At 67.7% G+C, this 22,048-nt stretch carries 19 protein-coding genes; 4 read left to right on the top strand and 15 right to left on the bottom strand.

The genetic code is table 11. The annotated features are described in order from the left end of the window. The 12 genes from QK444_RS11165 to QK444_RS11110 all read right to left on the bottom strand — a co-directional run. A partial coding sequence (locus QK444_RS11165; RefSeq protein WP_282779522.1) for a type VII secretion target occupies positions 1 to 1,957 on the bottom strand: 1,957 nt, incomplete at its 3' end. A 79-nt stretch (positions 1,958 to 2,036) separates the two neighbouring features. Beyond that, on the bottom strand, positions 2,037 to 4,622 hold the full coding sequence (locus QK444_RS11160) for a hypothetical protein (RefSeq protein WP_282779521.1): 2,586 nt from the start codon (positions 4,620 to 4,622) through the stop codon (positions 2,037 to 2,039). Between the two features lie 13 nt (positions 4,623 to 4,635). Continuing rightward, complete coding sequence (locus QK444_RS11155) at positions 4,636 to 4,962, bottom strand: hypothetical protein (protein WP_282779520.1); 327 nt, start codon at positions 4,960 to 4,962, stop codon at positions 4,636 to 4,638. A gap of 32 nt (positions 4,963 to 4,994) precedes the next feature. Continuing rightward, entirely contained in the window at positions 4,995 to 5,342 is a 348-nt protein-coding gene (locus QK444_RS11150; protein ID WP_143979704.1) for a hypothetical protein, read from the bottom strand. After that, positions 5,342 to 6,022 carry a hypothetical protein gene (locus tag QK444_RS11145; protein ID WP_244961596.1) on the bottom strand — a complete coding sequence of 227 codons (681 nt, stop codon included), beginning with the start codon at positions 6,020 to 6,022 and terminating at the stop codon, positions 5,342 to 5,344. Before QK444_RS11145 ends, QK444_RS11150 begins: the two co-directional genes overlap by 1 nt. After that, positions 6,019 to 6,372 carry a YbaB/EbfC family nucleoid-associated protein gene (locus tag QK444_RS11140; protein ID WP_282779519.1) on the bottom strand — a complete coding sequence of 118 codons (354 nt, stop codon included), beginning with the start codon at positions 6,370 to 6,372 and terminating at the stop codon, positions 6,019 to 6,021. The genes QK444_RS11145 and QK444_RS11140 overlap by 4 nt, the downstream gene beginning before the upstream one ends. Further along, positions 6,369 to 7,823 (bottom strand): PPE domain-containing protein, encoded by a 1,455-nt coding sequence (locus tag QK444_RS11135; RefSeq protein WP_282779518.1) that lies wholly within the window; start codon positions 7,821 to 7,823, stop codon positions 6,369 to 6,371. The genes QK444_RS11140 and QK444_RS11135 overlap by 4 nt, the downstream gene beginning before the upstream one ends. Positions 7,824 to 7,839: 16 nt before the next feature. Next, positions 7,840 to 8,106 (bottom strand): hypothetical protein, encoded by a 267-nt coding sequence (locus tag QK444_RS11130; protein ID WP_029931697.1) that lies wholly within the window; start codon positions 8,104 to 8,106, stop codon positions 7,840 to 7,842. A 536-nt stretch (positions 8,107 to 8,642) separates the two neighbouring features. Continuing rightward, entirely contained in the window at positions 8,643 to 9,581 is a 939-nt protein-coding gene (locus QK444_RS11125; protein WP_282779516.1) for a hypothetical protein, read from the bottom strand. A 204-nt stretch (positions 9,582 to 9,785) separates the two neighbouring features. Further along, positions 9,786 to 10,382, bottom strand: a complete 597-nt coding sequence (locus tag QK444_RS11120; RefSeq protein ID WP_282779515.1) for a hypothetical protein — start codon at positions 10,380 to 10,382, stop codon at positions 9,786 to 9,788. Positions 10,383 to 10,573: 191 nt separating this feature from the next. Then, positions 10,574 to 13,042: a hypothetical protein gene (locus tag QK444_RS11115; protein ID WP_282779514.1), complete on the bottom strand. Its 2,469-nt coding sequence runs from the start codon at positions 13,040 to 13,042 to the stop codon at positions 10,574 to 10,576. Positions 13,043 to 13,051: 9 nt separating this feature from the next. Beyond that, complete coding sequence (locus tag QK444_RS11110; RefSeq protein WP_282779513.1) at positions 13,052 to 15,289, bottom strand: hypothetical protein; 2,238 nt, start codon at positions 15,287 to 15,289, stop codon at positions 13,052 to 13,054. A 512-nt stretch (positions 15,290 to 15,801) separates the two neighbouring features. Between QK444_RS11110 and QK444_RS11105 the strand changes: the two genes are divergently transcribed. After that, positions 15,802 to 17,133: a fatty acid desaturase gene (locus tag QK444_RS11105; RefSeq protein ID WP_282779512.1), complete on the top strand. Its 1,332-nt coding sequence runs from the start codon at positions 15,802 to 15,804 to the stop codon at positions 17,131 to 17,133. A gap of 68 nt (positions 17,134 to 17,201) precedes the next feature. Next, positions 17,202 to 18,092, top strand: coding sequence for a patatin-like phospholipase family protein (locus QK444_RS11100; RefSeq protein ID WP_282779510.1), 891 nt, complete (start codon positions 17,202 to 17,204; stop codon positions 18,090 to 18,092). Positions 18,093 to 18,144: 52 nt separating this feature from the next. Here the strand turns inward: QK444_RS11100 and QK444_RS11095 are convergent, their stop codons facing one another. Together QK444_RS11095 and QK444_RS11090 are read right to left on the bottom strand one after the other, a co-directional pair. Then, positions 18,145 to 18,303, bottom strand: coding sequence for a hypothetical protein (locus tag QK444_RS11095; protein WP_282779508.1), 159 nt, complete (start codon positions 18,301 to 18,303; stop codon positions 18,145 to 18,147). Positions 18,304 to 18,666: 363 nt separating this feature from the next. Further along, the gene (locus tag QK444_RS11090) at positions 18,667 to 19,113 is read right to left on the bottom strand and encodes a MarR family transcriptional regulator (RefSeq protein WP_282779505.1); all 447 of its coding nucleotides are present in this window, start codon (positions 19,111 to 19,113) and stop codon (positions 18,667 to 18,669) included. A 111-nt stretch (positions 19,114 to 19,224) separates the two neighbouring features. On the opposite strand from QK444_RS11090, the gene QK444_RS11085 reads away from it, so the two are divergent. Together QK444_RS11085 and QK444_RS11080 are read left to right on the top strand one after the other, a co-directional pair. Beyond that, complete coding sequence (locus QK444_RS11085; RefSeq protein WP_282779503.1) at positions 19,225 to 19,956, top strand: cutinase family protein; 732 nt, start codon at positions 19,225 to 19,227, stop codon at positions 19,954 to 19,956. Positions 19,957 to 20,221: 265 nt separating this feature from the next. Continuing rightward, a complete protein-coding gene (locus tag QK444_RS11080; protein WP_282779501.1) occupies positions 20,222 to 21,142 on the top strand; it encodes a hypothetical protein in 921 nt (306 codons plus the stop codon). Positions 21,143 to 21,194: 52 nt separating this feature from the next. Here QK444_RS11080 and QK444_RS11075 read toward each other — a convergent pair whose 3' ends face one another. Beyond that, positions 21,195 to 21,830, bottom strand: coding sequence for a hypothetical protein (locus QK444_RS11075; RefSeq protein ID WP_282779499.1), 636 nt, complete (start codon positions 21,828 to 21,830; stop codon positions 21,195 to 21,197). Between the last annotated feature and the right edge of the window lie 218 nt (positions 21,831 to 22,048).

The following is a 22,048-nucleotide window of genomic DNA, read 5'->3' as shown; positions in this document are numbered from 1 at the left end:
GGGGTGCGGCCCCGGCAAGCGGTGTAGTCCCAGCAGGCGGTGCGACCTCGGTGGGCGACCCCACCCGCGTAGCGGGCGTGGCGGTGGCATCCGGTGACCCGGCGCTGACGCCCGGCTGCCCGGTCTCGCCACCGACGAGATCGGCTTCGGAGACGAGCACCTCGTACCGCTGTGCCACGACCGCGTCCGGCGCGGCCACCGTCTCCGGTGTCGCGGTGTAGAGCGGGTGGCCGATGATCTGCACGTGCGCGTACACCGCGTCGCGCAGTTCCTGCCGGGTCACGTTCTCGCTCAACAACATCAGCACTTCGTCGCAGCGGCGTTCGTACACCAGGCCACGCAGGAGCGCGGCCTGGTCGTCCACCCGCAGCTCACCGAGTTCGACCCGGCGCACATCGACGCGGCGGGAAAGCATGGCCGCCGCCAGCAGGTCGTCGGCGTCGCGCAGCTCGTCCCACCACTCGCGTGGGACTTCGGCGCCTTCCCGCAGCTGGTCGAGGATCTTGGTGCGCAACCGGCGCACCGCGGCCGCTTCCGGTGTCGGAGCGCTCGTCTGCCCGACCCGGGAGTGGGCGTCGATCGCCAGCCCGAGGCAGTGGTCGCGGAGCTTGTCGTCGGGCACGCCGCCGACCTTGTCCTGCAACCGCGGCATGCCGGTGAGCGCCAGACGGTCCACCGTATCCGGCGTGTGCACGCTGAGATCCACCTCGTCGGAGGGCGGGACCGCGGACTGCATCGAGACGTCGCCGAAACGTTCCCGCAGACCGGAGTCGATCTCCGCCGAGGAGACCAGGGCCGTCAGCCTGGCACCGGATGCGGCGCCGATCGTGAGGCTGAACTCGGCCAGCACCCGCGCCGGGTCCGAGATGCCCTCCCAGGCGGTCTCGGCGCCGGCCACGGCCCACGGCAGCGTGGTGCCCTGCGGCACGTAAACCCCGGCGGGAAGCCAACCCCGGCCCTCGTTCGAGGTCACCAGCACCATGGCGCCACCCGGCCCGCGCAGCACCGACACCGCCCATTGCAGGCCGAGCGCGGAAGTCCTTACGGCGGAGAGAATTCCGCCGAGCAGCGTGCGGGCGAGCACCAGGTCGTCATCCGGCTGCCCGCCCACCACGAAGTCGGGTCCGGCGGCCTTGTCCCTGGCATTGGCCAGGGCGGAGGCGAATGGCGCGATCGGCATCATCGGCAGACCCACGCCATTGGCGGTCGACCCGCCCGGTGTGCCGGAAGCGGTCTGGTCCGCGCCGCCGGGAATGCCGGCGGCGGGCGTCATCACCGCCGGTGGCACCACGCCGCCGGGCGGCGTCGACGCGCCGGGCGTGGTTCCGGACGGTTGCGCTCCCGTGCCCGTGGTGGCCGGGGTGGTCGACTGCGTGGTGTCGCCGGGCGCTGTCGGGCTTCCGGCGGCCGAAGGGGCCGCGGCCGCCGGTGAGGTGGCTGTGGCCGCGGGTGCCGTCGGTTCCGCGGCCGGAGTGGTCGCGGCACCCGCACCGAGCCCTGTGCCGATCGGTGCGCCGTTCAGACCGGGGTCGGTATTCGCGGCGGCCGGTGTGGTGACGGCGGGAGCATCGGCCGACGGGGCACCGTTGATCGGAGTCGGTTGACCGGCTCCGGGCGTCCCGGGCAGCTGCGATGGCGCACCGAATTCGTCACCGGCCCGGCGGAATCCGGAGGCGATGTCGTCATCGGTGCGTTCGTAGCTGTTCGCGGCGGCCCGGAGTGACGCGGCGGTCTGGTCGTGCTGATCGGCCAGACGCTCACCGGCGAGCTGGCGCGCGTTGTAATACTGAACGAGGGCCTTGTACACCGGGAAAGCGATCTTGCCGTAGGTGGGCAGGAAGTTGTCGAGCCAGGCCGACGGCGGCTGCGCCCACTCCCGGGTGTCGCGGGCGACCCGGTCGTGCTGATTCGCGAGCTGACGCAATACTTCCGGGTCGATATCCATCCGGTCCGGCATGCTCGCTCTGTCCTTTCCCGCGCCTGTGGCCTACATTCTCCGACCTTCCCAGTCGTGGGAGGTTCGGCCGCGGCGCGGATCAGCGCGGCGGTGCCGTGACGACCGGCCGCCCGCCGCCCGGATCGGCGGGACCGGCGGGTGCTTCCGGGATGAACTGTGGATGCCCGATGATCTGAGCGTGGGCGTATACGGCGTCCCGCATCAGCTGTCTGGTGGCCTCGGCCCCGCCGGGGATTGCCGCGGCCTCCGCGAGCAAGAGTACGAGTTCGTCGCACCGGCGTTCGAAGACCATGGCGCGCAGCACGGCACTGTCGGGTCCGGCCTTGAGCTCGCCCAGGTCCACCCGGGAGGCGTCCATCCGGCGGGTCAGCATGGCGGCGGTCAGCAAGTCGTCGGCGTCGCGCAGTTCGTCCCACAGCTCCGGTGGCACGGGCTCGTCCCGGCGCACCATAGCCAGAATCCGTTCTCGGACTTCACGAGTCATGACTGCCTCCGACCCCGGAGCGGTCAGTGCGGCGACCTTCGTGTGCGCATCCCACGCCAGCCCGGCGCACCGTGCCGCCCTCTCACCCCCGGGGATCGCGTCGGCCCGCACGGACAGTTCCCGCGCGCCGACCGCGCCGAGTCGGTCGACCAGTCCCGGGGCCGGCGCCCGCAGGTCCCACCGTGCCGAGGCCGGGACCGAATCCGCCATCGGCAGTTCCCGGAACCGGGCGCGCAGGTCGGGACCGATCGTTGTCGACGAGGCCAGCGCGGTGAAGCCCGCCGCGGAACGCTGCCCCCACGCCAGGCCGAACTCGACGAGCACCCGGGCCGGATCGGCTATCCCCTCCCAGGCCGCACCGGCCCGTTCGGATTCCGACCAGAGCCACGGCATCGAGGCAGCCTCCGGCAGGAACAGTCCGGTGGGCAGCCAGCCCCGGCCCTCGTTCGAGGTCAGGAAGGCGCTCAGGCCGGCGGGTCCACGCAGCGTCGCGACCGCCCAGTCCAGCCCGAGCACGGTGGGACCGACGGCGGCGAGCACTCCGGCCAACAGGGTCCGGGCCAAAACCAGATCGCCGTCGACACGTTCGCCCACCAGGAACGACGGCGCGGCGGCGGCGACCATCGCGGCGCCGACCACCTCTTCGGCGCGTTGCGGTTCGTCACGCTCGGCCGTTGTGTCGTCCCGCCCGAGCGGGGTCGACGGCCGGTCCGGCCGGGCATCGGCTCGCTGTGGCGGCGCACCCGACGAAGTGCTCTGAGGAACAGCAGAATTCGGTCCGAACACGCCCGATGGCGACCGCGCCGCAGCGGTCGCATTGGCCGATGCCGCCGCTGCGGCGGTGCTCGCCGCACCAGCGGTTGCCACCGTCGACTGTGAAGCGATCGCCGGCATCGGCGGCGGCGCGGTCACCACCGCGGGCGGCAGCACCTGGCCCGGCGCGACGGGTCCGTCCGCCCACCCGGTCCCCCCGCTCGGCGCGACGTCGAGGCCGAGCGCCGATCCGTCGCCGCCGATGTCCGCGGCCCCCTCGCCGCCGGTGTCTCCGGCCCCCTCGGTATCGCCGACGTCTCCCGACCTGTCGGTGCCGCCGACATTTCCGGACCCCGTGGTGCCGTCCTCGCTCCCGGAGGCGCGCTCACCGGCCCGGCCCACAGCCGAATCCTCAGTGTCCGAGGTTGTCTCGTCGTTGTCCGGGTCGGTGACGGCCGGCGCCGTCCGGCCCATCCCCGCCCCGGTCGGACCTCCGGTCCCCGTATCGACCGACGGGTCGTGCCACGGCCCGACGGGCGGCACACCCGGCATCGGGTCGACCACCTCCGGCCCGCCCACCCGTTCGGCCGGCGGACCGGGGGGCTCGCGACGTTCTGGTCGCCCCGGCGCATCCTCGCCGGCACGCGCGTCGTCACCGATGGGCATCGTGGAATCCGGCTCACCCCAGCCCGCCGGTGGCAGCGGGAATACCGCATGCGGACCGCGGGCATCCGGACCTCGCGGCTTCCCAGGAGGCCCGGCCGCGTCCGGCCCCGGCGGAGCGTCGATATCCGGTTCGGTCTCCGCCGACGGTGTGGCCGAGGGCGATTGCGGTTCCGGTGCCACCGGCCGATTCGGCGCCAGCGGCCCAGGCTGCCCCAAATGGTCGGCGATAGCGGTCAATTCCGGCAGTGAGACCGGACTGATCGAGTTGAGGGCGGCGGCGGCGATATCGTCGACGTCCGCCCGAGCCCGCGCGATGACGGCGGCGATCCGTCGCTCCCGCTCGGCGGCACGGTCCGCCTCCGCTTCGCCGTCCTCGTCCTCGTCGTCCTGCGCCGCAGCAGCACGCTGCTCGGCGCGGATGTCGCGGTCCGCGCGCTCGACGATATCCAGGATCTGATTTCTGGTCCGGTACACCACATCCGAGTAGCTGCGCAGCACATCGGCGGTGGCCGCGAGAGCATCGGAATAGGCCTGCGGATCATTGCGCTGGGCCAGCATCCGATCCTTGACCGACTGCAATCGGCCGCTGGAGCGCACCCGCTCATCGAAGTCGAGACGCGCTCGGGCCGCATCGTCGGTGTTCATCGCCCGCGATGCCTCCCGAGCGGCGGCTTCCAGTGCACTCCACTCCGCCGGGCCGATCGCGGGCCAGTTCCCGCCGACGATCTGGTCCCAGTGCGCGCTGTGCTGTTCCGGTGCCATTACCGCACGTACATCAGATCGATTCGTACCGTGTCCGAGATCCGTTGTGCACGTCCGCGGCGCCCAGCTCGGAGGTGCCGAACAGGGCGTCGACGAGTACATCGTCCGCACGGCCGGCGCTGGACCGGGCGGCCGCCGCGAAGGTGGATCGCACCCATTCGAGCTGATCGCACATGGCGCGGTCAAGGTCGGATTCCGGCTTGGTCTCCGGTCGCAGGGTGTCCGCGGACCCGCTCGCCACCTCCGTGGCCGTGTGCACGGCCGTCGTGAATCTGCCTGCGGCGGAGGTGATCTCCGACGCATCGTCGATGTCCAGTATCGGTCCGCCGCTGTCCGACATCGGCTACTCCGTTCCTAGGTGGCGTGCTCGAGTCAGGACCTGGTGCCGAATTCGGCGTCCTCCATGGCGCGGTAGGCCGCCTCGGTCGGCAGATCGAACGCGTCGATCGTGTAGGGCCGCGCCCCTTTGTATTCCATCTCGGCACGCAGCCCGACCCGTGATTTCTGATGTGCCAGCCGCGCCAATTTGAGTATTTCGGCGGACAGCCAGGTCTCCCCGAACTCCCGGGCGTCGTCGGTGAGGTGCAGGCCGATGATCTCACCGTCCCGGTTGCAGGCCACACCGACCGTATTGTCCGGATTGAAGACTTCGTAGGTGCGCTTGCCCCAGTCCGGAGCCGCAGGGGTTTCCTCGTCTTCGCCGAGGTGCGTGTCGTTCATCAGCTGTTGTCCTCCGCCATCCGTGGGTCCAGGGTCGCCGACAGCGCCGACCAGGTGGTGTCGTCGATGGTCATCACCTTGCGCAGCCGCCAGAACCGGGTGCCGAGATAGCATTCCCCGCTGCCGTCGGCCTCGACGTCGAGGTGATCGGGGCTCTCGGTCGTGGGGTTGAGCGTGACCGTGGTGATCGGGGGCCGCGCATCGTCGATATTGATGAGCGTGGCTCCGCCACCGGGAATGAAGGTGTGCCGGTATCGGTCGCTGCCCCCGATGGCGGTGGCAGCGCTGTTGGTGGTCAGCGTGATCTCGGGGTTGAGCATCAACTGCATGGCCCAGGAGCGGGCCACGCACTCGGGGCGGTCGGCATTGATCGCCATGCCGAGCGTGGACTCGAGATCCACGATGAGCGCCGCCTCCGCCGAGGTGATCCCGACGACCACCAGTCGCCGCGAGCTGTCCGCCGGATGCGGCAGATCCTCGGCCGACAGCGTGATCGCGTCGGAGCCGCCCTCGGCCCCGGTGGCCGGATGCACGGTGACCGTGCCGGTGGCCACCGCCACCGTGTACGCGGCGATCGGATTCGATTGTCGCGCACCGACACCCGCCAGCCGCTGCAAACCTTCCTCGTACAGCCACCGCAGGGTCTCGGTGACGGTGACGGTCCCGCCGACCTCGGTCACGATCGCGGCCCCACGGCCCCGGGCACCGTTTCCGCTTGCGTGCCACTGTCTTCCGGCACGGTGCTGTCCATGATGGCGCGGTGTTGGCGCGCGGCGTCGGCGGTGCTCTCGGTGACCGCCGCCATGATCTCCTGGACGAGTTCGTCACTGGTGTGCCGCATCGTGGTGCCGGGTGCCAGGTACAGGTCGGTGAGCCGGCCCATGGCGTCCACTTCCGGGATCACATCGCCACCGGGTGAGGGCCGGCGAGCGCGGATCTGGTCGATCCGTTCCCGCATATCGGCGATGCGGTGGCGCAGATCGCGGGCCATGTCCAGCGCCGCTTGCACATCGGGATGGATTTCGCTCATGCGGAGCCTCCAGCATTGTTCTGGGTCTGGGCAGCCGGGGCCGGGGTCGGCGGGGTCACGGTGGGGGCGATCACCGGTCGTTCGCCGATCACCGATTCGGTGTGCGGGGTGTCGTCGACGTACATGAGCCGGTCCGGATGCCAGGCGACGACCCGGCCCCGGTCCCCGCCACCGCCCGCCCCGGCGCCGCCCGCGCCCGGCATCATCGGCATCATCGGCATATAGCCACCGCGGCCCATCATCGTTCCCGTCGGGGAGGACCCGGACCGGATGGGTTCGAAGGCCGAAGGGCGGGATGTGCCCGCGCCGCCTCCGGATGTGGCGGAGGGTGCGGCGCTCATCGGCATCGGACCGAGCGTGTACGCCGGATCGACGCCGGGTCCGGAGCCGTCGAACGATCCCGGTGGGCTGGTGCTCGGCGAGACTCCGTCGTAGTTGCCGTAGTCGCCGTAATCACCGTAGCTGGGATAGTCGTCGTAGGAGCCGTCGTAGGCGCCCTCGGTGAGCGTCTGGTCGGCGGCCAGCATCCCGCCCTGGCTCAATGCCGACATCAGTGCCGGCAGCAGCGCCTGGAGCATGCTGGCATCACCCTCGCCGCCGCCCTTGCCATTGCCCTTGGCGGCGTCCTCGATCATGCTCCCCTCGTATCCGCCGATCGCTTCCGCGGAACGCAGATTCAGCTCCTCCCACTTGGCGAGCGCGGCCGAGGTCGCGGCCTCGTTCTTCGACCGCATGGCCCGCAGCAGTTCCTTGCGGGCGGTGAGGATCTCCGACGGCGTGGGATGTTTGTCCTTGGCGATCCGAAACGCGTCGCTGTAGGCGTCGACGCGTTCTGCGAGCCGATTCAGCTGCCGCCGGATCCGGTCCAGCCAGTCGTTGTGCCGGGTGAGTTCGGCCGACGCCTGCGCGCCGACCGGTGTCCAGTTCCGCAACACCTCGGCGGCCGCACCGACGCGGCGACCGGCGTCGGCGGCGGCCCCGTTGTCGAAGGCGCGCAACACCTCCGCGAACCGAGCCGGGGCCGCCGGACCCGGACCGGCGTGCAACATCTGTGCGAAGGTCAGCGTGTCCACCGCGGCACCGGGGTCCGGAAACGTGATGACGGGCGGCACCAGCATCGGTAGGTTGCCGGGTAGCTCCGCCGGGTTGTCGACCTCGGCACCGGAGGTCCCGCCGAGCAGCCGGGAATTGGTCGAGTCGGTGGCCGCGTAGTCCACGGCCGCCGCGCCGACCTCATGGGCGGACCGCTGCACCACGCTCAACAGACCCCGCACCCCGTTGAGCAGTTGCGCCGCTTCGTTGTTGAGCTGTGGGACCATTCCGGCGGAAATCGGGTCGGAGCCGGCCGGCGTCACCCACTCGGACGGGACGGCCGCGCCGGTCACCCGCACCAGGTCGGCGAGTGCGGCGGCCGCTCCGACGAGTTCCTCCGGATCGACATTGAGCACCACGGCCTCCTCCTCCCGCCTATTGCCGCCTCGCTATCCGCGTCGGACGCTTCCCGATGGGCTCGGGGTGGCGCGGACGTGACAGCCCCAGTTCACCCAGCTGCGCGGGTGACCAGCCGCCGTCCAGTGCGGCGTCGTAGGCGGCGGACAGTCGTTCGGCGGCTTCGTGATAGGCCAGGTCGGCTTCGTGCACCTGCACGGCGAGGCCGGCTTTGCGCTCCAGATCCTCGCTCTGCGAGAGGATGTCGCGAGCCTCTCGGAGAACACCGTCACGGTCTCGTGCCATCTGCGGTTCCTGATCCGTCGAGCCACTCCCTGGCTTTCCTCATCCGACGACCCCATTGTCGAACATCCCCAACCGTGGGAACGCCGATCACGACCGGGCCGGTGGATCGAAACAGTGATCACCGACGCACCGGCCCCGTGGCCGAGCCGGTGCTCCCGTCGATGGTGACAGGCCGGTGGCCGCCGCGGGCTACCGTCGACTCCCATGAGTCACCCCAGCCCGACTCCGTGGTCGCGCCTGCGCGACGGACGGGACGAGGTCTGCACCGCGGGGGCTCCGGAGCCCGCACGGCCGGGTCCGGATGCGCCATCGCCGCCCGGCCGGCCGTTGAGAAAGGTTCCGCGTGCCGGGATTTCGATCGTCGGGATCGTCGTGGCTTTACTGATTGTCGCCGTGGGCTGCTGGGCCACCGACGGGTCCGGCGGACCGGCCGAGACACCGGTTCCGACGGGTCGCGGCAGCACACTGGGAACGGTGGTCGCGGCCGAGGGTGCGCTGCTGCGAGTCCGCGGCGTCAACGGCGGTTCGACCGCGGTTCACACGAATACCGACACCAGTGTGTTCGTCCTCGGCGGGACCGAGGTGTCGGACGTCCGGCCCGGCGCCATGATCTTCGTCCGGGGTGTCACGTACTCGGACGAGTCAATGCTCGCCGAGTTGATCATCGGGGCGTCGATGCGGTTGCCCGACTTCCGATTTCCCGACGCGCCTTTTCCGGACCCGCCGGGTCCTCCATAGTCGAATCCCTCGAACGTTTCGGCTGACCGGACCGTAGCGACCGATCTACCCGGATGCCACAGCACGGTCAGGAGCGCGACGAAGACCGTGACCGCAGCGGCGCCACAACTCAGCGTCGCCGCGAGTTCGAAGCTCGAACCGGCGGCGGTCGGCGCGGCCGCATCCGCCGCCGGGTTCTGGTTGCCGGTGAGGAGCGTATCGAGCAGATCGCCGAGACTGCCGTCGAGGGCATCGGTCCGTTCCGTGAGCGCACGGAGTTCGGACGCCTTGCCGTCCAGGTAGTACCGCACGGCCACGACGAGCAGCGCCGAGGCCGAGGCTGAGGCGAGCACCAGGCGCGACAGCGTTCGAACCGGGATCCACAGCCGCAGCAGGACCGCGGCCACGGTCACGACCAGCGCGGCGACGGCCAGGAAAGCCCATGCGCCACTGATGTTCTCCTCCGGACGGCCGTAGGCGATCGGCCAGTCGACGATATTCCCGAAGGCGTCGACGGTGACGGTGCCGTTCGGTCCTGTCGCGGACAGCCAAGGCTGGAACAGTAGTACCAGGGTGACCAGACTCGTCACCGCGATACAGAGATAGCCCCAGCCGGATCGGAGATCGAAGCGGCGCACGGTCACCGCTCGAACGAATTCCTCGTCGCCCGCGTACAGACGGGTCGGATCTTCCTGAACTTGCCAAGGCGTTTGAGTGGACATTTCTCCAGGCTCTGCAATACCCGTGTCGATCACCATTACGAACACCGACGCGAGTGTCGAATAATTTGTTCTGCAATGGGCGCCATCGGCCACTGACGATTGAGTACGTTAGCTTGGCCGGAACATGAGAACAAGGCAGATCGAAGGCTTGTGACCCTATTAACAAGCACACTGCGACCCCGGTCACAATCAACACGAATTCTACTCGCCAGTAGGCGCGAGTAATTTGGATGGAGCCTGCTAGCTTTTTCCGGAATCGCCGTCCGGCGATCGATATTTGTTCGGTTTGCGACCGATAATGCGCTGGCTGATACACGCCAGCGCCGAGCCGATCGAGGTGATGCTGGCGAACATCGCGGCGGGCGTGAGGCTCGCGGAGGAGTACCCGACCTCACGCATGCCGGGCAGGATGAGCTGCCCGTTTCCGAACGCCCAGGCCATCAGGGAACCGACCTGGCCGCCCAGGTCCCACCGGCGGGTCGTCATGGCCTTCAGGTCGGATCCCTTGCTGTTGAGGTAGACCAGCGTCGCCAGCACGAATACCGCGGCGGCGACGGTGGCAATCGTCGCCAGCCGGTCCATCAGATCGGATCGAAGACGAAGATAGATCAGCACCGTGACGACCGAGATGGTGAGGGCGGCACTGGTGAACAGCGCCCACATTCCGGTGACATCCGCGGTAGGCGATTTGAGCTGCGACCAAGCGGTCAGATAATTGGTGGTTGCGTCGATCCGGCCGAAGGCATTCGCACGCACCTTTCCCCCGGGACCGGATGCGATGATCCACGGCTGGAACAACAGCAGAAAGGTGACGATACTGCCGGCCACCGCGAGCACATAACCCCATTTGCCCGCCAACGCGGCGCGCAACACTCGAAGTACCGGGTGACCGGCCCGCGCCAATGCCGCTCCGCTGATTCGCCGTCCCGACGGTTGTTCCGGGGAGTGCTGAACCGCCTTCGGTCCCCAAGGCGTGGGTTGCACCATAGAGATATTCTATGGGTCTGCCCAGCACTGGGAACTCGGCATCAGCCGACCGCCGAAATCGGCATCGCGGGCACCGGTTGCACCGTCGGGTCGGTCGCCGGGACGGCGTCCAGCGCTGTCGAACGGGACCCGCTCTCCTCGATGCCCGGCGGGTGGAAGAATCCGGAGAACGCCCCGAAATCGCCTTCGGAGTCGCTCATTTCGGGGCCGAACGGTTGCAGCACACCGTCGACGATCACCTCCAGCGTGCCGTCTCCGGACGAACCGCCATCCTCGGGGCCGAACACCACCAGCAGCGCTGTCCGGCCGTCCTCCCACATCGCGATATCGCCGGTGATCAACTGGTTCGGATCGACCCGACTGCCCGGGTACTTGTCCTTCGGTTCCCCCGACTTCCCGGACTCCATGCCGTAGGCGGCCCGGGCGTCGGTGCCCGTGGTGTCGGCGAACGCGGCTTCCAACGCGTCGTAGACCTTCGGGTACACGTACTGGTGGCGGCCGTCTTTGAAATCGAAGAGCACCTTGCCGTCCTCGCGGGCGGTTCGGGGCGGGGTTCCGGAATCCTGCGGGGCGGTCGCACCCGGCGTCGGTCCGGTGTGCGGTGTGGACTGGCCCGGCGGCGTGCCCGTGTTCTGGGGGGTCTGTGGGCTCTGCTGTCCCGGCGGTGTGGTCGGCTGCACCTGCGGCGGCTGCACCTGAGGCGGCTGCACCGGTGACAATCGCTCCCGATCGAGGCGGCGCGGATCGTTCTCGTTGCCCATCAGTCCGCGTTGGCCGAACCCGTTCTGCGCCATCAGCAGTGGCAACAGTGAACTCATCAGGTTCGACCCCATACCGGCCAGGCCCGATCCCATGCCACCGGTCGGCGGTGACACCGGGGTCGGAACCGACGGCGAGGTGGGGTCGTTCGGCCGGCCCGGATTCGGGGAGACCGGATCCCGGCCACCCGGTGCGGACGGACTTCCAGGAGTTCCGGGGAGGCGTCCGGGGTCTGACGGGTCCGAAGGGTCCTTGGGGGCCGGGGTATTCGGCGTGGGCAAACCCGGCAACGGCGAACTCGGATCATTCGGCTGCGGTTGAACGGGAGGCACGCCGGGCTTGTAGGGATTGCTCGGATCCTGCGGCAGGTTCTGCCACTTCTTCGTAGTCTCCTCGAGTGCCTTGCGCATGCCCTCCAGTTCCTTGGCCGTCCGCGCTTCCTGATCCTTGATCCACTTCGCGATCTCGGAATTCGTGCCGGAGCGCTCCTCCATGATCGACAGGCTCTCGGCGAACGCCTGCCCGAGCAGATCGACGAAACTCGCGTCGGTGCCGTCGGATGTCTGCGCCTTCAGATTTATACCGCGGATCAGGGCGGAGATCTGGTCCCGACCGAGTTTCGTGTTCTCGGCGGTCTCGACGATCGATTTCGCCACCTCCCGCTGCCTGGCGTCGAACCGCCCCGCCGTCTGCACCAGCCTGCTGGCCGCCTCCTGATACGCGGCGGGCGTTTTCGCGCCGATCTGCATGGGCACCGTCGGCAACGGCGGCACGGTCACCTTGTCGGTATCGAAATTACTTGCATCACCGAACAACTGCCATTCGTCGCTGAGCCCATCGGCCAGCGAACCGCTGCCGTACAAACCACCTCGAGCGCCGTGCCAAGCCTGCAGATCGGCCGAGATACCTTTCGGCTGGAACAGAAACCCCACCGGTTGCCCCGGCGGGCCGCTGCCCGGCCCCGGCTTGAACTCCCCCTCCCCCATGGACTCGACGTGGCCGCCGACCCAAATCCCCGGCGCCGCAGTGCGGTCGGTCTCCGGTGAACCGCCGACACCGGCCGGATCATCCGAGTCCCAGCGGCCGGGAGCTACCGACCACGCCGCCAGCCCGCCGAGACCACGCAGGACGTTGTTCCCCATCCCCGCCCGTGTCGCCGTACCCCAGCGACCACTGCGTTCGCCCGATCGGAACAGGTCCCGATACCGATCCGCTCTCGTATTCGCACTGTTGGCAGCGGTTCCCTCCAACCGCTGCTGGGCTCTCGCTCTGATATCGCGGCGCGCCTGGTCGGCGGCGTCGCTGCGAAGCTGTTGCCTGCTCGGCGTATTGCCGAACGGATTCCTGGACCGCAGGTTCTGCGCGCGACCGCCGAAATCGCTCAGGGGCTGGTTCATGACTCGCTGATGCGCCCGGTTCCCGAGTCGGTCCAGCCGTGTATCCATACCGTTGGCCGCGGCTCTGCCAGCACGGTTCTGCAAGAACCGCCTGCCCACGCCCGCGTCTTCGAACCCATTGCGCAGCACCCGCGACAGCCCGCCGCCCGCCCCGGCCCCCACCAGACCCAGCCCGGCGGACACCCAGGCATTGCCCGACGTGAAGTCGATCTCCCCGGCCTGGATGAAACTGCCCGCCATGCCGCCCACGGCTCCCCCGATGAGTCCACCGGCACCCGGCACGATCATATTGCCGACCACGGGTGCGGCGACACTGACGCCGAGCGAGAGACCCGTCTGCCACCAGCTGCTCATCGAGTCTCCTTACGCCGGAACCGAAGCGACGGCCGAGGTATCGGCCTCCGGCACCGTTCCCGCCGTCCGATCCGCCGGACCGGCGACGTCGATCCCGGGCGGATGGAAGAAGCCGGAGAAGGGTCCGAAATCTCCTTGGTTGTCGCGCATTTCAGCGGAGAACGAGAGCAATTCACCGGCCACGATCACCTCCAGGGTCCCGCTGCTCTCGGTATCGAAAGCGACGACCAGAGCGGTCCGCTGATCCCACCGCGCGACATCGCCGGTGATGAGTTGATACGGATCCACCGGGGCGCCGAGACGCTGCTCGTTCAGCGCCACGGCGGCGCTCTCGTAGGCTGCCCGCGCGTCGGTGGTCGCGGCATTGTCGAACGCGGCGTCCAATGCGGCGTAGACCACCGGCGACACCTCCTGGGTGCGGCCGTCCGGGAAGGTGTACACCATCGGTTTGTCCGTGTTCGGCCGCAGCATCGGCTGGCTGCTGGAGACCTGCGTACGTGGTGTCGTGGCCGAGGTGTTCGTCGCCGGGGTGTTCGTCGCCGGAGTATTCGCCGTCGTGGTGGCTGGTTGCTGGCCCGTGGTGGACGTCGGCGGCGCGGCCGGGCCGGACTGCACGATCCCCGGCTGTTCCGGACCGGGGTCGGTGTCGCGCCGCTCGCGTTCTTCGTCGCCCTCGGTCGGTTCTTCTCGCTGTTTCTGGTTCAGCAGGCTCGACAGCAACAGCGGGTCCAGTCCCGTCCCGGTCGACGGTGCCGCGGTCGGTGTCGGGCTCGATACCGGCGTCGGACTCGACGTGGGCGGCGTCGTCGATCGCGGCGGTGGAGCCTCCGCAGGGGTGCGGTCGTCGCCGCCGACGCCCTCACGGATCGCGCTCGGATTGTCCGCACCGCTGCTCCGGCTGGCGTCGCGGATGGCGGTCGGTGTCCCGTTCAGACCGAAATCGATCGGCCGGAACTGGCTGCCCGTCGTACCGCCGTTCTGGTACTGGTTCGGATTCGGGTAGGGATACGGGTACGGATACGGCGTCTCGTTGCCATTGCCTGATTCGTCACCATCGGTTTTGTCACCGTCGCCCTCGCTCCCGTCCTTCTTGTCGTCGGCCCCGGGAGCATCGGCTTTGAGCTTTTCCACCTCGCTCGCGAGCGCCTGCAGTTCGGTGGTGGCAGCGTCCATGATTCCGGTGATCGCGGCCAGGTGGGTGTCGATCAGCTGCGTCACGAAGTCGTCCTCATCCATCGGACCGGTCGCCCGCGCGATCGCCCCCTGCGATATCAGCAGCGACAACTGCTCGACATTCGTCGGATTGACGGTGGCGAAGTCCTGCAACCCGGCGACCGCGGTCTCGACCTGAGTCCGCGAGGTTTTCGATATCCGGGCCACCTCCTCGAGCAGGATCGACTGCTCCTCCTCGGTCAGGCCGAGCGCCGCATCCGCGGCCAGCAGGTCGTCGTACTTGGTTTTCAGCTCCTGCGCGCTCGACACGTAGCTGATGATCGCGGCGCTGTCCTCACCGGAGGTCTGCTGGACGCGGGATCTGGCGGGGGCGTCCTCCGTATCGCCGCGGCCGAACATCTCCCAACTGGTGTAGACGCTTTCGGTGAAGTCCTCGTAGTTCTTCTCACCACCCGTGGACAGCAGGTCCAGCCCGTCCGGCCAGTTCGCGCTGGAGCGATCCGGGCCGTACACATGGGCGGTGTAGGCGCTGTCCACGGTGAGCCGACCGTCTCTGATGAGCTTGGACGTGTAGTCCATCGTGGGGACCGGCCCGGCGGCACCTCCAGCCTGGAGGGCGCCATAGTTTTCCCTGGCGTTCATTCCTCCCCACGTGCCGGCCCCGGACCCGAGTCCGCCCATGATGTATCTGCCGGTACCGACGTTCAGCCCCGTACGGGCACCGTTCCACGCGCCGGGTAGCGCCCCACGGAAACCGTTGGTGAAAAGCCCTTTTCCGCCCTCCTTGAGACTCGCGCCCACGGCCTTGCCACCCGCCACCGACAGCGCCCCCCGGAAACCGAGCGAACCGATCCCGCCGCCGATCAGACCTAATGTTCCACCCAGCGCGGCGTCCCCGAGTGCTTCGCCGAAACTGTTGCCCTGTCTCCAGGAATTGAGCCCCGAGGCAGCACCGCCCAGCAGCGCGGCACCGGCCGGACCGGCGATGAGGAACCCTCCTACACCGGCCGCCCCGACCAGGATGTCATCGCCGTACTCACTGAAGAAGTCACCGACGCCGTCCCAAAAGCCCATGGGCTCACCCGCCCTGGGTCAGACGGTCGGTGGTGAACACCCGTCCACGATCGATCCCGTCACGGTCTCGAGTCATCGGCAGTTCCTGATCCGTCCCGGTGGTGGACTGTGTCGACCGCGTAGTCCGGACCAGCACGCGACGCACGCGCCCCATCCCGACTACACCTTGACTTCCTTTCCGACCACCCCATTGTCGAACATCCCCACCGCTGGGAACGCCGCCAGCGCCTCGGGAAGCCGCCGGGCCGCTGACACACTGACCGTGGGATCGCGATACCCGTCGACTCCGCCGGTCGAGCCGTGATACACCGCACGGAGGCGGATCCATGCGCTGTCATGAATAGTTCCCGCTGCTGGCGAATCACGCTGCACCGGTTAGGTTTGCATCGCTCCGGACGGCAGAACGCCCCAGCTACGGCAGATTACGTGGCAGCGACCGCCGGTAGCTCTCATAGTGCTCGAGAAAATTCGACGAAATCTCCGGCGGCATCCGGATAACCTGGTGAATCGTATTGGCTATCACAAATATTCAGTCGTACTCCCATCTGACCGCAGTCGATATCGAATCCTTCGGACGCGAACTCGATCAGATCCGAACAGACATCGAGGACTCACTCGGACAACGAGATGCGGACTACATCCAACGGGTGATCAGGATTCATCGGGGACTGGAGACGGCGGCGCGTCTGTTGTTGTGCGCCAGCAGATACCGTGCACCACGAATCGTCGGGACAGTGCTGCTGGCGGCGGCCAAGTCCATCGAGATGATGGAACTCGGCCACAATATCGCCCACGGCCGGTGGGATTGGATGAACGATCCCGAAATCCACTCGACGAGCTGGGAGTGGGATTTCGCCGGACCCTCCGAGCAGTGGCAGCGCTCGCACAATTACGTTCACCACACCTACACCAACGTGTACGGGATGGACGAGGACCTCAGCTTCGTGGTGCTGCGGATGACCCGCGACGAGCCGTGGCGGCCCGTCCACCTGGTTCAACCGATCAGCGGTCTGGCCGTCGCGGCCGGGTTCGAATGGGCCATAGCCGTGCACAACTGGGCGCTCGAACGACGGCAGCTGGACGTTCCCCGACACAACCTGCGATCCCAGCCGAACCGGGATTTCGCGCGAAAGTTCACTCGCCAGATCAGCAAGGATTTCCTGCTGTTCCCAGCGCTGAGCGGACGCGGGTTCCGACATACGCTCGCGGCGAACGCATCGGCCCTACTGCTGCGCAATCTGTGGTCCTACCTGGTGATCATGTGCGGTCACTTCCCCGATGGAGCGGAGAAGTTCACCGTCGAACGACTGGAGCGGGAGACCCGAGGAGAGTGGTATCTGCGGCAATTGCTGGGAACCGCCAACTTCACCGCCGGCCCGGTGCTGGCTTTCCTGTGCGGCAACCTCTGCTACCAGATCGAACACCATCTGTTCCCCGATCTGCCCAGCAATCGCTATCCCGAGATCGCCGAGCGGGTCCGCGCACTGTGCGAGAAGTATGACCTGCCATACACGACCGGATCGCTCCCGGCACAGTTCTGGCTCGCCTACCGAACCGTGTGGAAGCTCGCGCTACCGGACCGATTTCTTCGCTCGACGTCGGACGATGCCGCCGAGACTCGCTCCGAACGGAAGTTCTTCGGGGTTTCTCTCACATCGAGCGGTCAGCCCGTCCGGCCGACGATCGACCCGGTCACCGGCGCGCGGCGCGGCCTGCGCACCGCATTGGCCGCAGCCGATGCATCGACTCGCCGGGCCGATCGCACATTTGGCCGCTTTCGGCGGCGCTTCATCAGGTCGGCCGTCGACGAGTTCGGCGTGACACAACGAAAGGGCAGTCGTTGACACAGCGAAGGCCAGTAATTCGGATTCTCGCCGGGGTAGCCGGCCGCAGTCTGCCGATGATGGTGGGAATGGCCGTCGGATCGGTAGACGCCCTCACGACCCGGCTGGCCCGCAGGAGCGCCCATCCTGTTCCCATTCCGCAACCGATCGTCGTGGGCGTCAGCGGTGGCGCGCTCGCCGCCACGGCGGTCGCGCTCGGCATCGACCGCGACCGAGCACGACAGCTGGCGACAGCACATCCCGAGCAGCATGTGCTGGGCCCGAGGAGCTTTCGCGCCATGCTCAGCCGCCGGGGCCTCTACCCCGAGGCTCGGATTCGTGAACTCGCCCACGCCATCGCGGGTGACCGCACCTTCGCCGACTTCGCCTTCGATCCGAAACTCGCTGGCCAACAACCACATCGGTTCACTTCATCGCTGCTGATACCCGTCTACTCGGCGAAATACGGCACCCTGCTGTTGCCACGAGACCTGCCGGTCCTGGGCCTGTCCGATCTGCCCGTCGCCGACGCACTCGTCGCCGCCACCCGCATACCGGGAGCTCTGCCCGCCGCCGCGGGGCTGGAGGACCTTTTCGACGGGGGCTGCCAGTATCGGGTTCCGCACGACATCTTCACCCCGCACCGCGCCTTGGTCCTGGACCTGTACGGACCGCGACCATACGACAGCCGAGGCGGCCTGATCTTCCCCCTGCTCCATCCATCGTTACCTGTCGTTCCCCGTCGCCCGCGTCCGTTCCACGACGAGACCTTGCGCGAGTCGACCATATTCGCCCACCAGCCCTACGGCGCAGCACTCAAAACTCCAGCGCGAACAACCGGGGAGCTGTTCGATACCGGCTATGACATCGCCACGAAGTGGATCGATTCCCGCACCGAGGAGCAGCTGCTGAATTTCGTCGACCGGGATGGGCTGCCGGAGCAGACCGTCATCCGCACTCGAACCAGGACGATCGTCTGACGAGGGCCACACGATCAACCGTATCGACTCGTCATGTACGCAATGGACGCGGCTATCGTGAGCGTTCGGACGGTGTCGCGCCCGCGTCGTCGCGGGATGCCATCACGGCGGCCGTCATGAGGGCGGCGGCGTAGGGGCTGTGCGCTTGAATCAAGGTGAAGTACAGCAGATCAGCTGTGATCGGTTCGGGACGATGATCCGGTGCCGACATTGGCGACCTCCCTGGGCTGATGAGTTGCCTCAGGGCCGAGAGTGGCAGCGGCACGAAGCGTGGACGCCTGATTTTTCCGGCGCTCGCCGTTTCGGCGGCGGCTCCGGCCGCAACTTTCAGTTCCCAACGTGAGCAGCGCTTTTCTCGATTGCGGGCTCAACCGAGCCATGAAGGTCCGCTCCGGCCACGGCCAATCCTCCAGGTTGACAACCATATTCGGCTCCGATGCCATCGGACGGTCCAGGTGCCTTCCACGGTAGGTGAGCCCGAGCAACCATGAGCCGGACTCACGCACGCGGCCCCCGATCCGCGATCCAGCGCTGTTGTGCCTATCAACGCGCGGCGCCCGCCGTACGAGCGATCTCAGCGTTCGATCGTCAAGAGCAGAGTGAGCATCTCGCGGAGGTCGGCCATGCGCTCCCGGCCGAGTCGCTTCTCCCAGTCGCGCTCCAGGGCTCGCATGCTGCTTCCCAGCACTCGGGTCGCCGCGCGGCCGCGGGCGGTGAGGCAGACCAGCTTGGCGCGGCCGTCGCCGGGGTCGTCGACGCGGGTGACGTAGCCGGCGCGTTCCAGCGTTCCGATGACCTGCGCCGCAGCCTGGCGCGAGACCCCGAGCCGGGCCGCCAGGTCCGACGCGCGCAACCCGCCGCCCAGCAACAACGGAAAAAGCTGCAGCGCGTGACGAGGCAGCAGGTCGGCCATGCCTTGTTCGACGAAGACGTCGGTCAGCTTCGCACTGTTCGACTGGGCAAGGAGGTAGACCAAAGCCGGCGGTGTAGGTGGCATATCTGCGGCCGAGTACTCAGTCATTCCTCATAGTCTGCCACTTGAAGATTGACAAGGGCCTTGCGTAATCTGATGTCGATTCAGCGGAGCCGCTGCCGCGGAACAAATCCCCCGTCTCCCACGAAAGGATTCCTGATGACGCATTCGAAGAAACCGCGCCGCGCCGCGCCGGCGATCGCGACGTCGATGCTTGCCGCAGCATTGTCGGCCGGTGCCGCGCCGGCCACTGCGGCTCCGCTGAACGCCGGTGATCGGTGTTCGTCGGTCTATCTGATCGTCGCTCGCGGCAGCAATGAGGATCCGGGTCCCGGAGCGATGGCGCGTTTGGTGACTCGAATAAAGGAAGCGACCGATCGGCCGATCGAGGACGTCGCCGTAGCCTACCCGGCGACCGCCGAATCGATTCCCAACTACGCGGCCAGCGCTGCCAAAGGCGCCGCCGAGGTGCGCCGGTTGCTCACCGCCGCCGTGGCCGCGTGCCCCGATCGCGAGATCGTGATGCTGGGGTACTCGCAAGGCGCACACATCACCGGAGATGCCATCGCGGGCGGTGGCGGCGGAAAGCTGGGGCCGGAGACGATGCCGGTGCCGACCGAGGTGAGCGATAACGTGCAAGCGGTCGTCCACATGGGCGACCCGCGTTTCATGGCTGGCGAGCCCTTCGATGTCGGCACGGCTCGCAGGGACGGTCGATTCCCACGCGGCGAGAATCAGCGATTGACATCGTTCGGCGCGAAGATTCGCTCGTATTGCGATGCGGGCGACGTATTCTGCGATTCGGGCAAGATCTGGCCGGTGCACTACTCCTATCTCCCGAAGTACAGCGTCGAGGCAACCCAATTCGTCGTCGACACCATCGGAGGATGAGGTGTCCGCATTCTCCAAGGCGGTTCGTTGCCTACTGGTGGGGTGCGCGACGATATCGCCGACGATGACGGGACCCGCGCCGGTCACGGCCGCTCCGGTCGCGGAACTCAGCGCGAACGCGGCGTGCGGGTGGAGCCCACGAATCGGGGCAGGCACACTGAACATCGCCTACCCCGACACCTTCGCCAATTACTGGGTGACGTTCGTGCCCGCCGTTCCCGGCACCACACTGACCATTCGCGGCACCTTTCCGCACGCTCGATACATGTCGTTCACCGCCTACACCCGGCGCGGGCACGTATCGGGTGCGCTGAACGATCAGCTCATCAACGCGGATCCGGCTGGCGTCAACCCGTTCGTCGACGGAGCCGACCGGAATGCGGCCAGCCGTGAGTACACAATTCGGATCGTGGTGGGGGAAACGCCTCCACAGCCGGAGCCCAACACTCTCCATACCGGCGACTCGACAGGATTCATCCCGGTCGTCTACCGGGTGTACCGCCCCGATGCGGGATCGGACGCCACCGGCGGCGCGGGACTACCCCGGCTCACGGTGGTCTCGGCGCGCGGTTCACAACTCGACCTTTCCGATTGCGCTGCAACCGAAACGCCTTTCGACCCACACGTGACGTTTCCACCGAGTCGACTGAGTTACCCCTCACTCACACAGGTGCCGAAGGCTCCGGACTGGCAATCGACAACCGGCGGAGGCTATTTCCCCAATCCCGACAACAAGTACCTTGCCACCCTCCTGGATCCCGGCAGGGTCGCCGTTGTACGGGGGAAGCTGCCGACTGCCGCGCCGACGCATCAGGGGCAACCGACGATGCGGTCGGGAGAGGTGCGCTACTGGTCGCTGTGCACCAATAATCCGATCTCGACGGCCGTCACGGCGTGCGTAGTCGACGATGAGCTGGCAATCGACGCCGAGGGCCGCTATACCGTGGTCGTTTCCTCCTCGGCCGACCGGCCGACCGGCTTCACTGACGGGTGCGGCATCGGATGGCTACCCACCGACGGTGGATCGGATCTGCTGATTATGCGAAATCTGCTGCCGGAGAGCGACTTCGCACACTCGATTCAAGCGGCCGACCCCGCTGCCCCACGGGCGACGATGGGACCCTACTACCCCGAGGTCCAGTACGAATCGCGGGCCGAAGTCGAATCGTGGGGCTGCACGCAGTGATGCACAGCTGTTCGAATCTCGCCAGTTTCGTGCTATCTCGTATCGCTCGACGCTAGTCACGATCGCCACCAGAAGGGACAGCGTTGCCGATGAGCTCGTGGCGTGTACGCCCCGGGCGGCCGGCACGTGGCACGGCGGCGCGATCGAAAGAATCACTCTGTATCGGAAGCAAACCCGGCTCGAACACCTCGTGGACCAGCACCCGCTGCTCGGTCGAGAAGGCGATCTCGTAGACACGGCCCGCCGAACGCGCCGGCAGCGCACCGAAGCTGGAGCGTGTGACGCCTGCCCTGAAGATGCGGCGGCGTTCGTAGAGACCCATACGGCGGGTGTGCAAACCGAACGGAACTCCCTCGGCTGGAATCAGCGTGCCCCGGTCGCGTTGCCGGTAGGTGATCAAGTTCTCGCTGACGATCGTGCCCGCACGATCCCGGAGCCGGGATCGGCGCGTCGCGAGCGGCTCGTCGCCGCCGAACACCTCGCGAGCCTCAGGACAATCGCCGATGGCCGTAGACCGGGTCGGCAGCGCTTCGGCGGAGATCACTGAGCCCGCGAGCACCTGAAGCAGCAATGTCGTGGAACCGTCCGCGACCAGTATCAGCTTGGTGAGCAGCGGGAAGTCGGACCAAGGGTCGAGCGTCGGATACGGCTGGCTCCCGACGACATCCCCATACCATCCATCGAACATCGCAACCTCGGCAGACTACCCGGCGCCCTCGCGCCACGATCGATGCGACGATCTTCTCGGTATAGGTATGTGCCGCACATCGGGAAGTGTGAGTAGTCCGATAGGTAGGTATCGGACCGGCCGCTCATGCTCGGATTACCGTGGCCTTGCCGCTCGCAGTCCCGAGACTGAGTTCGGCTGATGATGCCAACGTGATGTCAGACCAACGTGAAACGGCC

It is taken from the genome of Nocardia sp. CC201C, from assembly GCF_030010695.1.
GTDB classification, from domain to species: domain Bacteria; phylum Actinomycetota; class Actinomycetes; order Mycobacteriales; family Mycobacteriaceae; genus Nocardia; species Nocardia otitidiscaviarum.
Note: the sequence above shows the minus strand (reverse complement) of the source record. Positions and strands in the feature narration are given on the sequence as shown.

What these genes read in the sequence shown, in the direction of transcription:
- QK444_RS11080 (WP_282779501.1), top strand. Translation starts at nt 20,222, where the DNA reads ATGTCGTTCACCGCCTACACCCGGCGCGGGCACGTATCGGGTGCGCTG.
- QK444_RS11100 (WP_282779510.1), top strand. Translation starts at nt 17,202, where the DNA reads ATGGCCGTCGGATCGGTAGACGCCCTCACGACCCGGCTGGCCCGCAGG.
- QK444_RS11075 (WP_282779499.1), bottom strand. Translation starts at nt 21,830, where the DNA reads ATGTTCGATGGATGGTATGGGGATGTCGTCGGGAGCCAGCCGTATCCG.
- QK444_RS11110 (WP_282779513.1), bottom strand. Translation starts at nt 15,289, where the DNA reads ATGGGCTTTTGGGACGGCGTCGGTGACTTCTTCAGTGAGTACGGCGAT.
- QK444_RS11095 (WP_282779508.1), bottom strand. Translation starts at nt 18,303, where the DNA reads ATGTCGGCACCGGATCATCGTCCCGAACCGATCACAGCTGATCTGCTG.
- QK444_RS11150 (WP_143979704.1), bottom strand. Translation starts at nt 5,342, where the DNA reads ATGAACGACACGCACCTCGGCGAAGACGAGGAAACCCCTGCGGCTCCG.
- QK444_RS11115 (WP_282779514.1), bottom strand. Translation starts at nt 13,042, where the DNA reads ATGAGCAGCTGGTGGCAGACGGGTCTCTCGCTCGGCGTCAGTGTCGCC.
- QK444_RS11160 (WP_282779521.1), bottom strand. Translation starts at nt 4,622, where the DNA reads ATGGCACCGGAACAGCACAGCGCGCACTGGGACCAGATCGTCGGCGGG.
- QK444_RS11130 (WP_029931697.1), bottom strand. Translation starts at nt 8,106, where the DNA reads ATGGCACGAGACCGTGACGGTGTTCTCCGAGAGGCTCGCGACATCCTC.
- QK444_RS11085 (WP_282779503.1), top strand. Translation starts at nt 19,225, where the DNA reads ATGACGCATTCGAAGAAACCGCGCCGCGCCGCGCCGGCGATCGCGACG.
- QK444_RS11140 (WP_282779519.1), bottom strand. Translation starts at nt 6,372, where the DNA reads ATGAGCGAAATCCATCCCGATGTGCAAGCGGCGCTGGACATGGCCCGC.
- QK444_RS11155 (WP_282779520.1), bottom strand. Translation starts at nt 4,962, where the DNA reads ATGTCGGACAGCGGCGGACCGATACTGGACATCGACGATGCGTCGGAG.
- QK444_RS11090 (WP_282779505.1), bottom strand. Translation starts at nt 19,113, where the DNA reads ATGACTGAGTACTCGGCCGCAGATATGCCACCTACACCGCCGGCTTTG.
- QK444_RS11125 (WP_282779516.1), bottom strand. Translation starts at nt 9,581, where the DNA reads ATGGTGATCGACACGGGTATTGCAGAGCCTGGAGAAATGTCCACTCAA.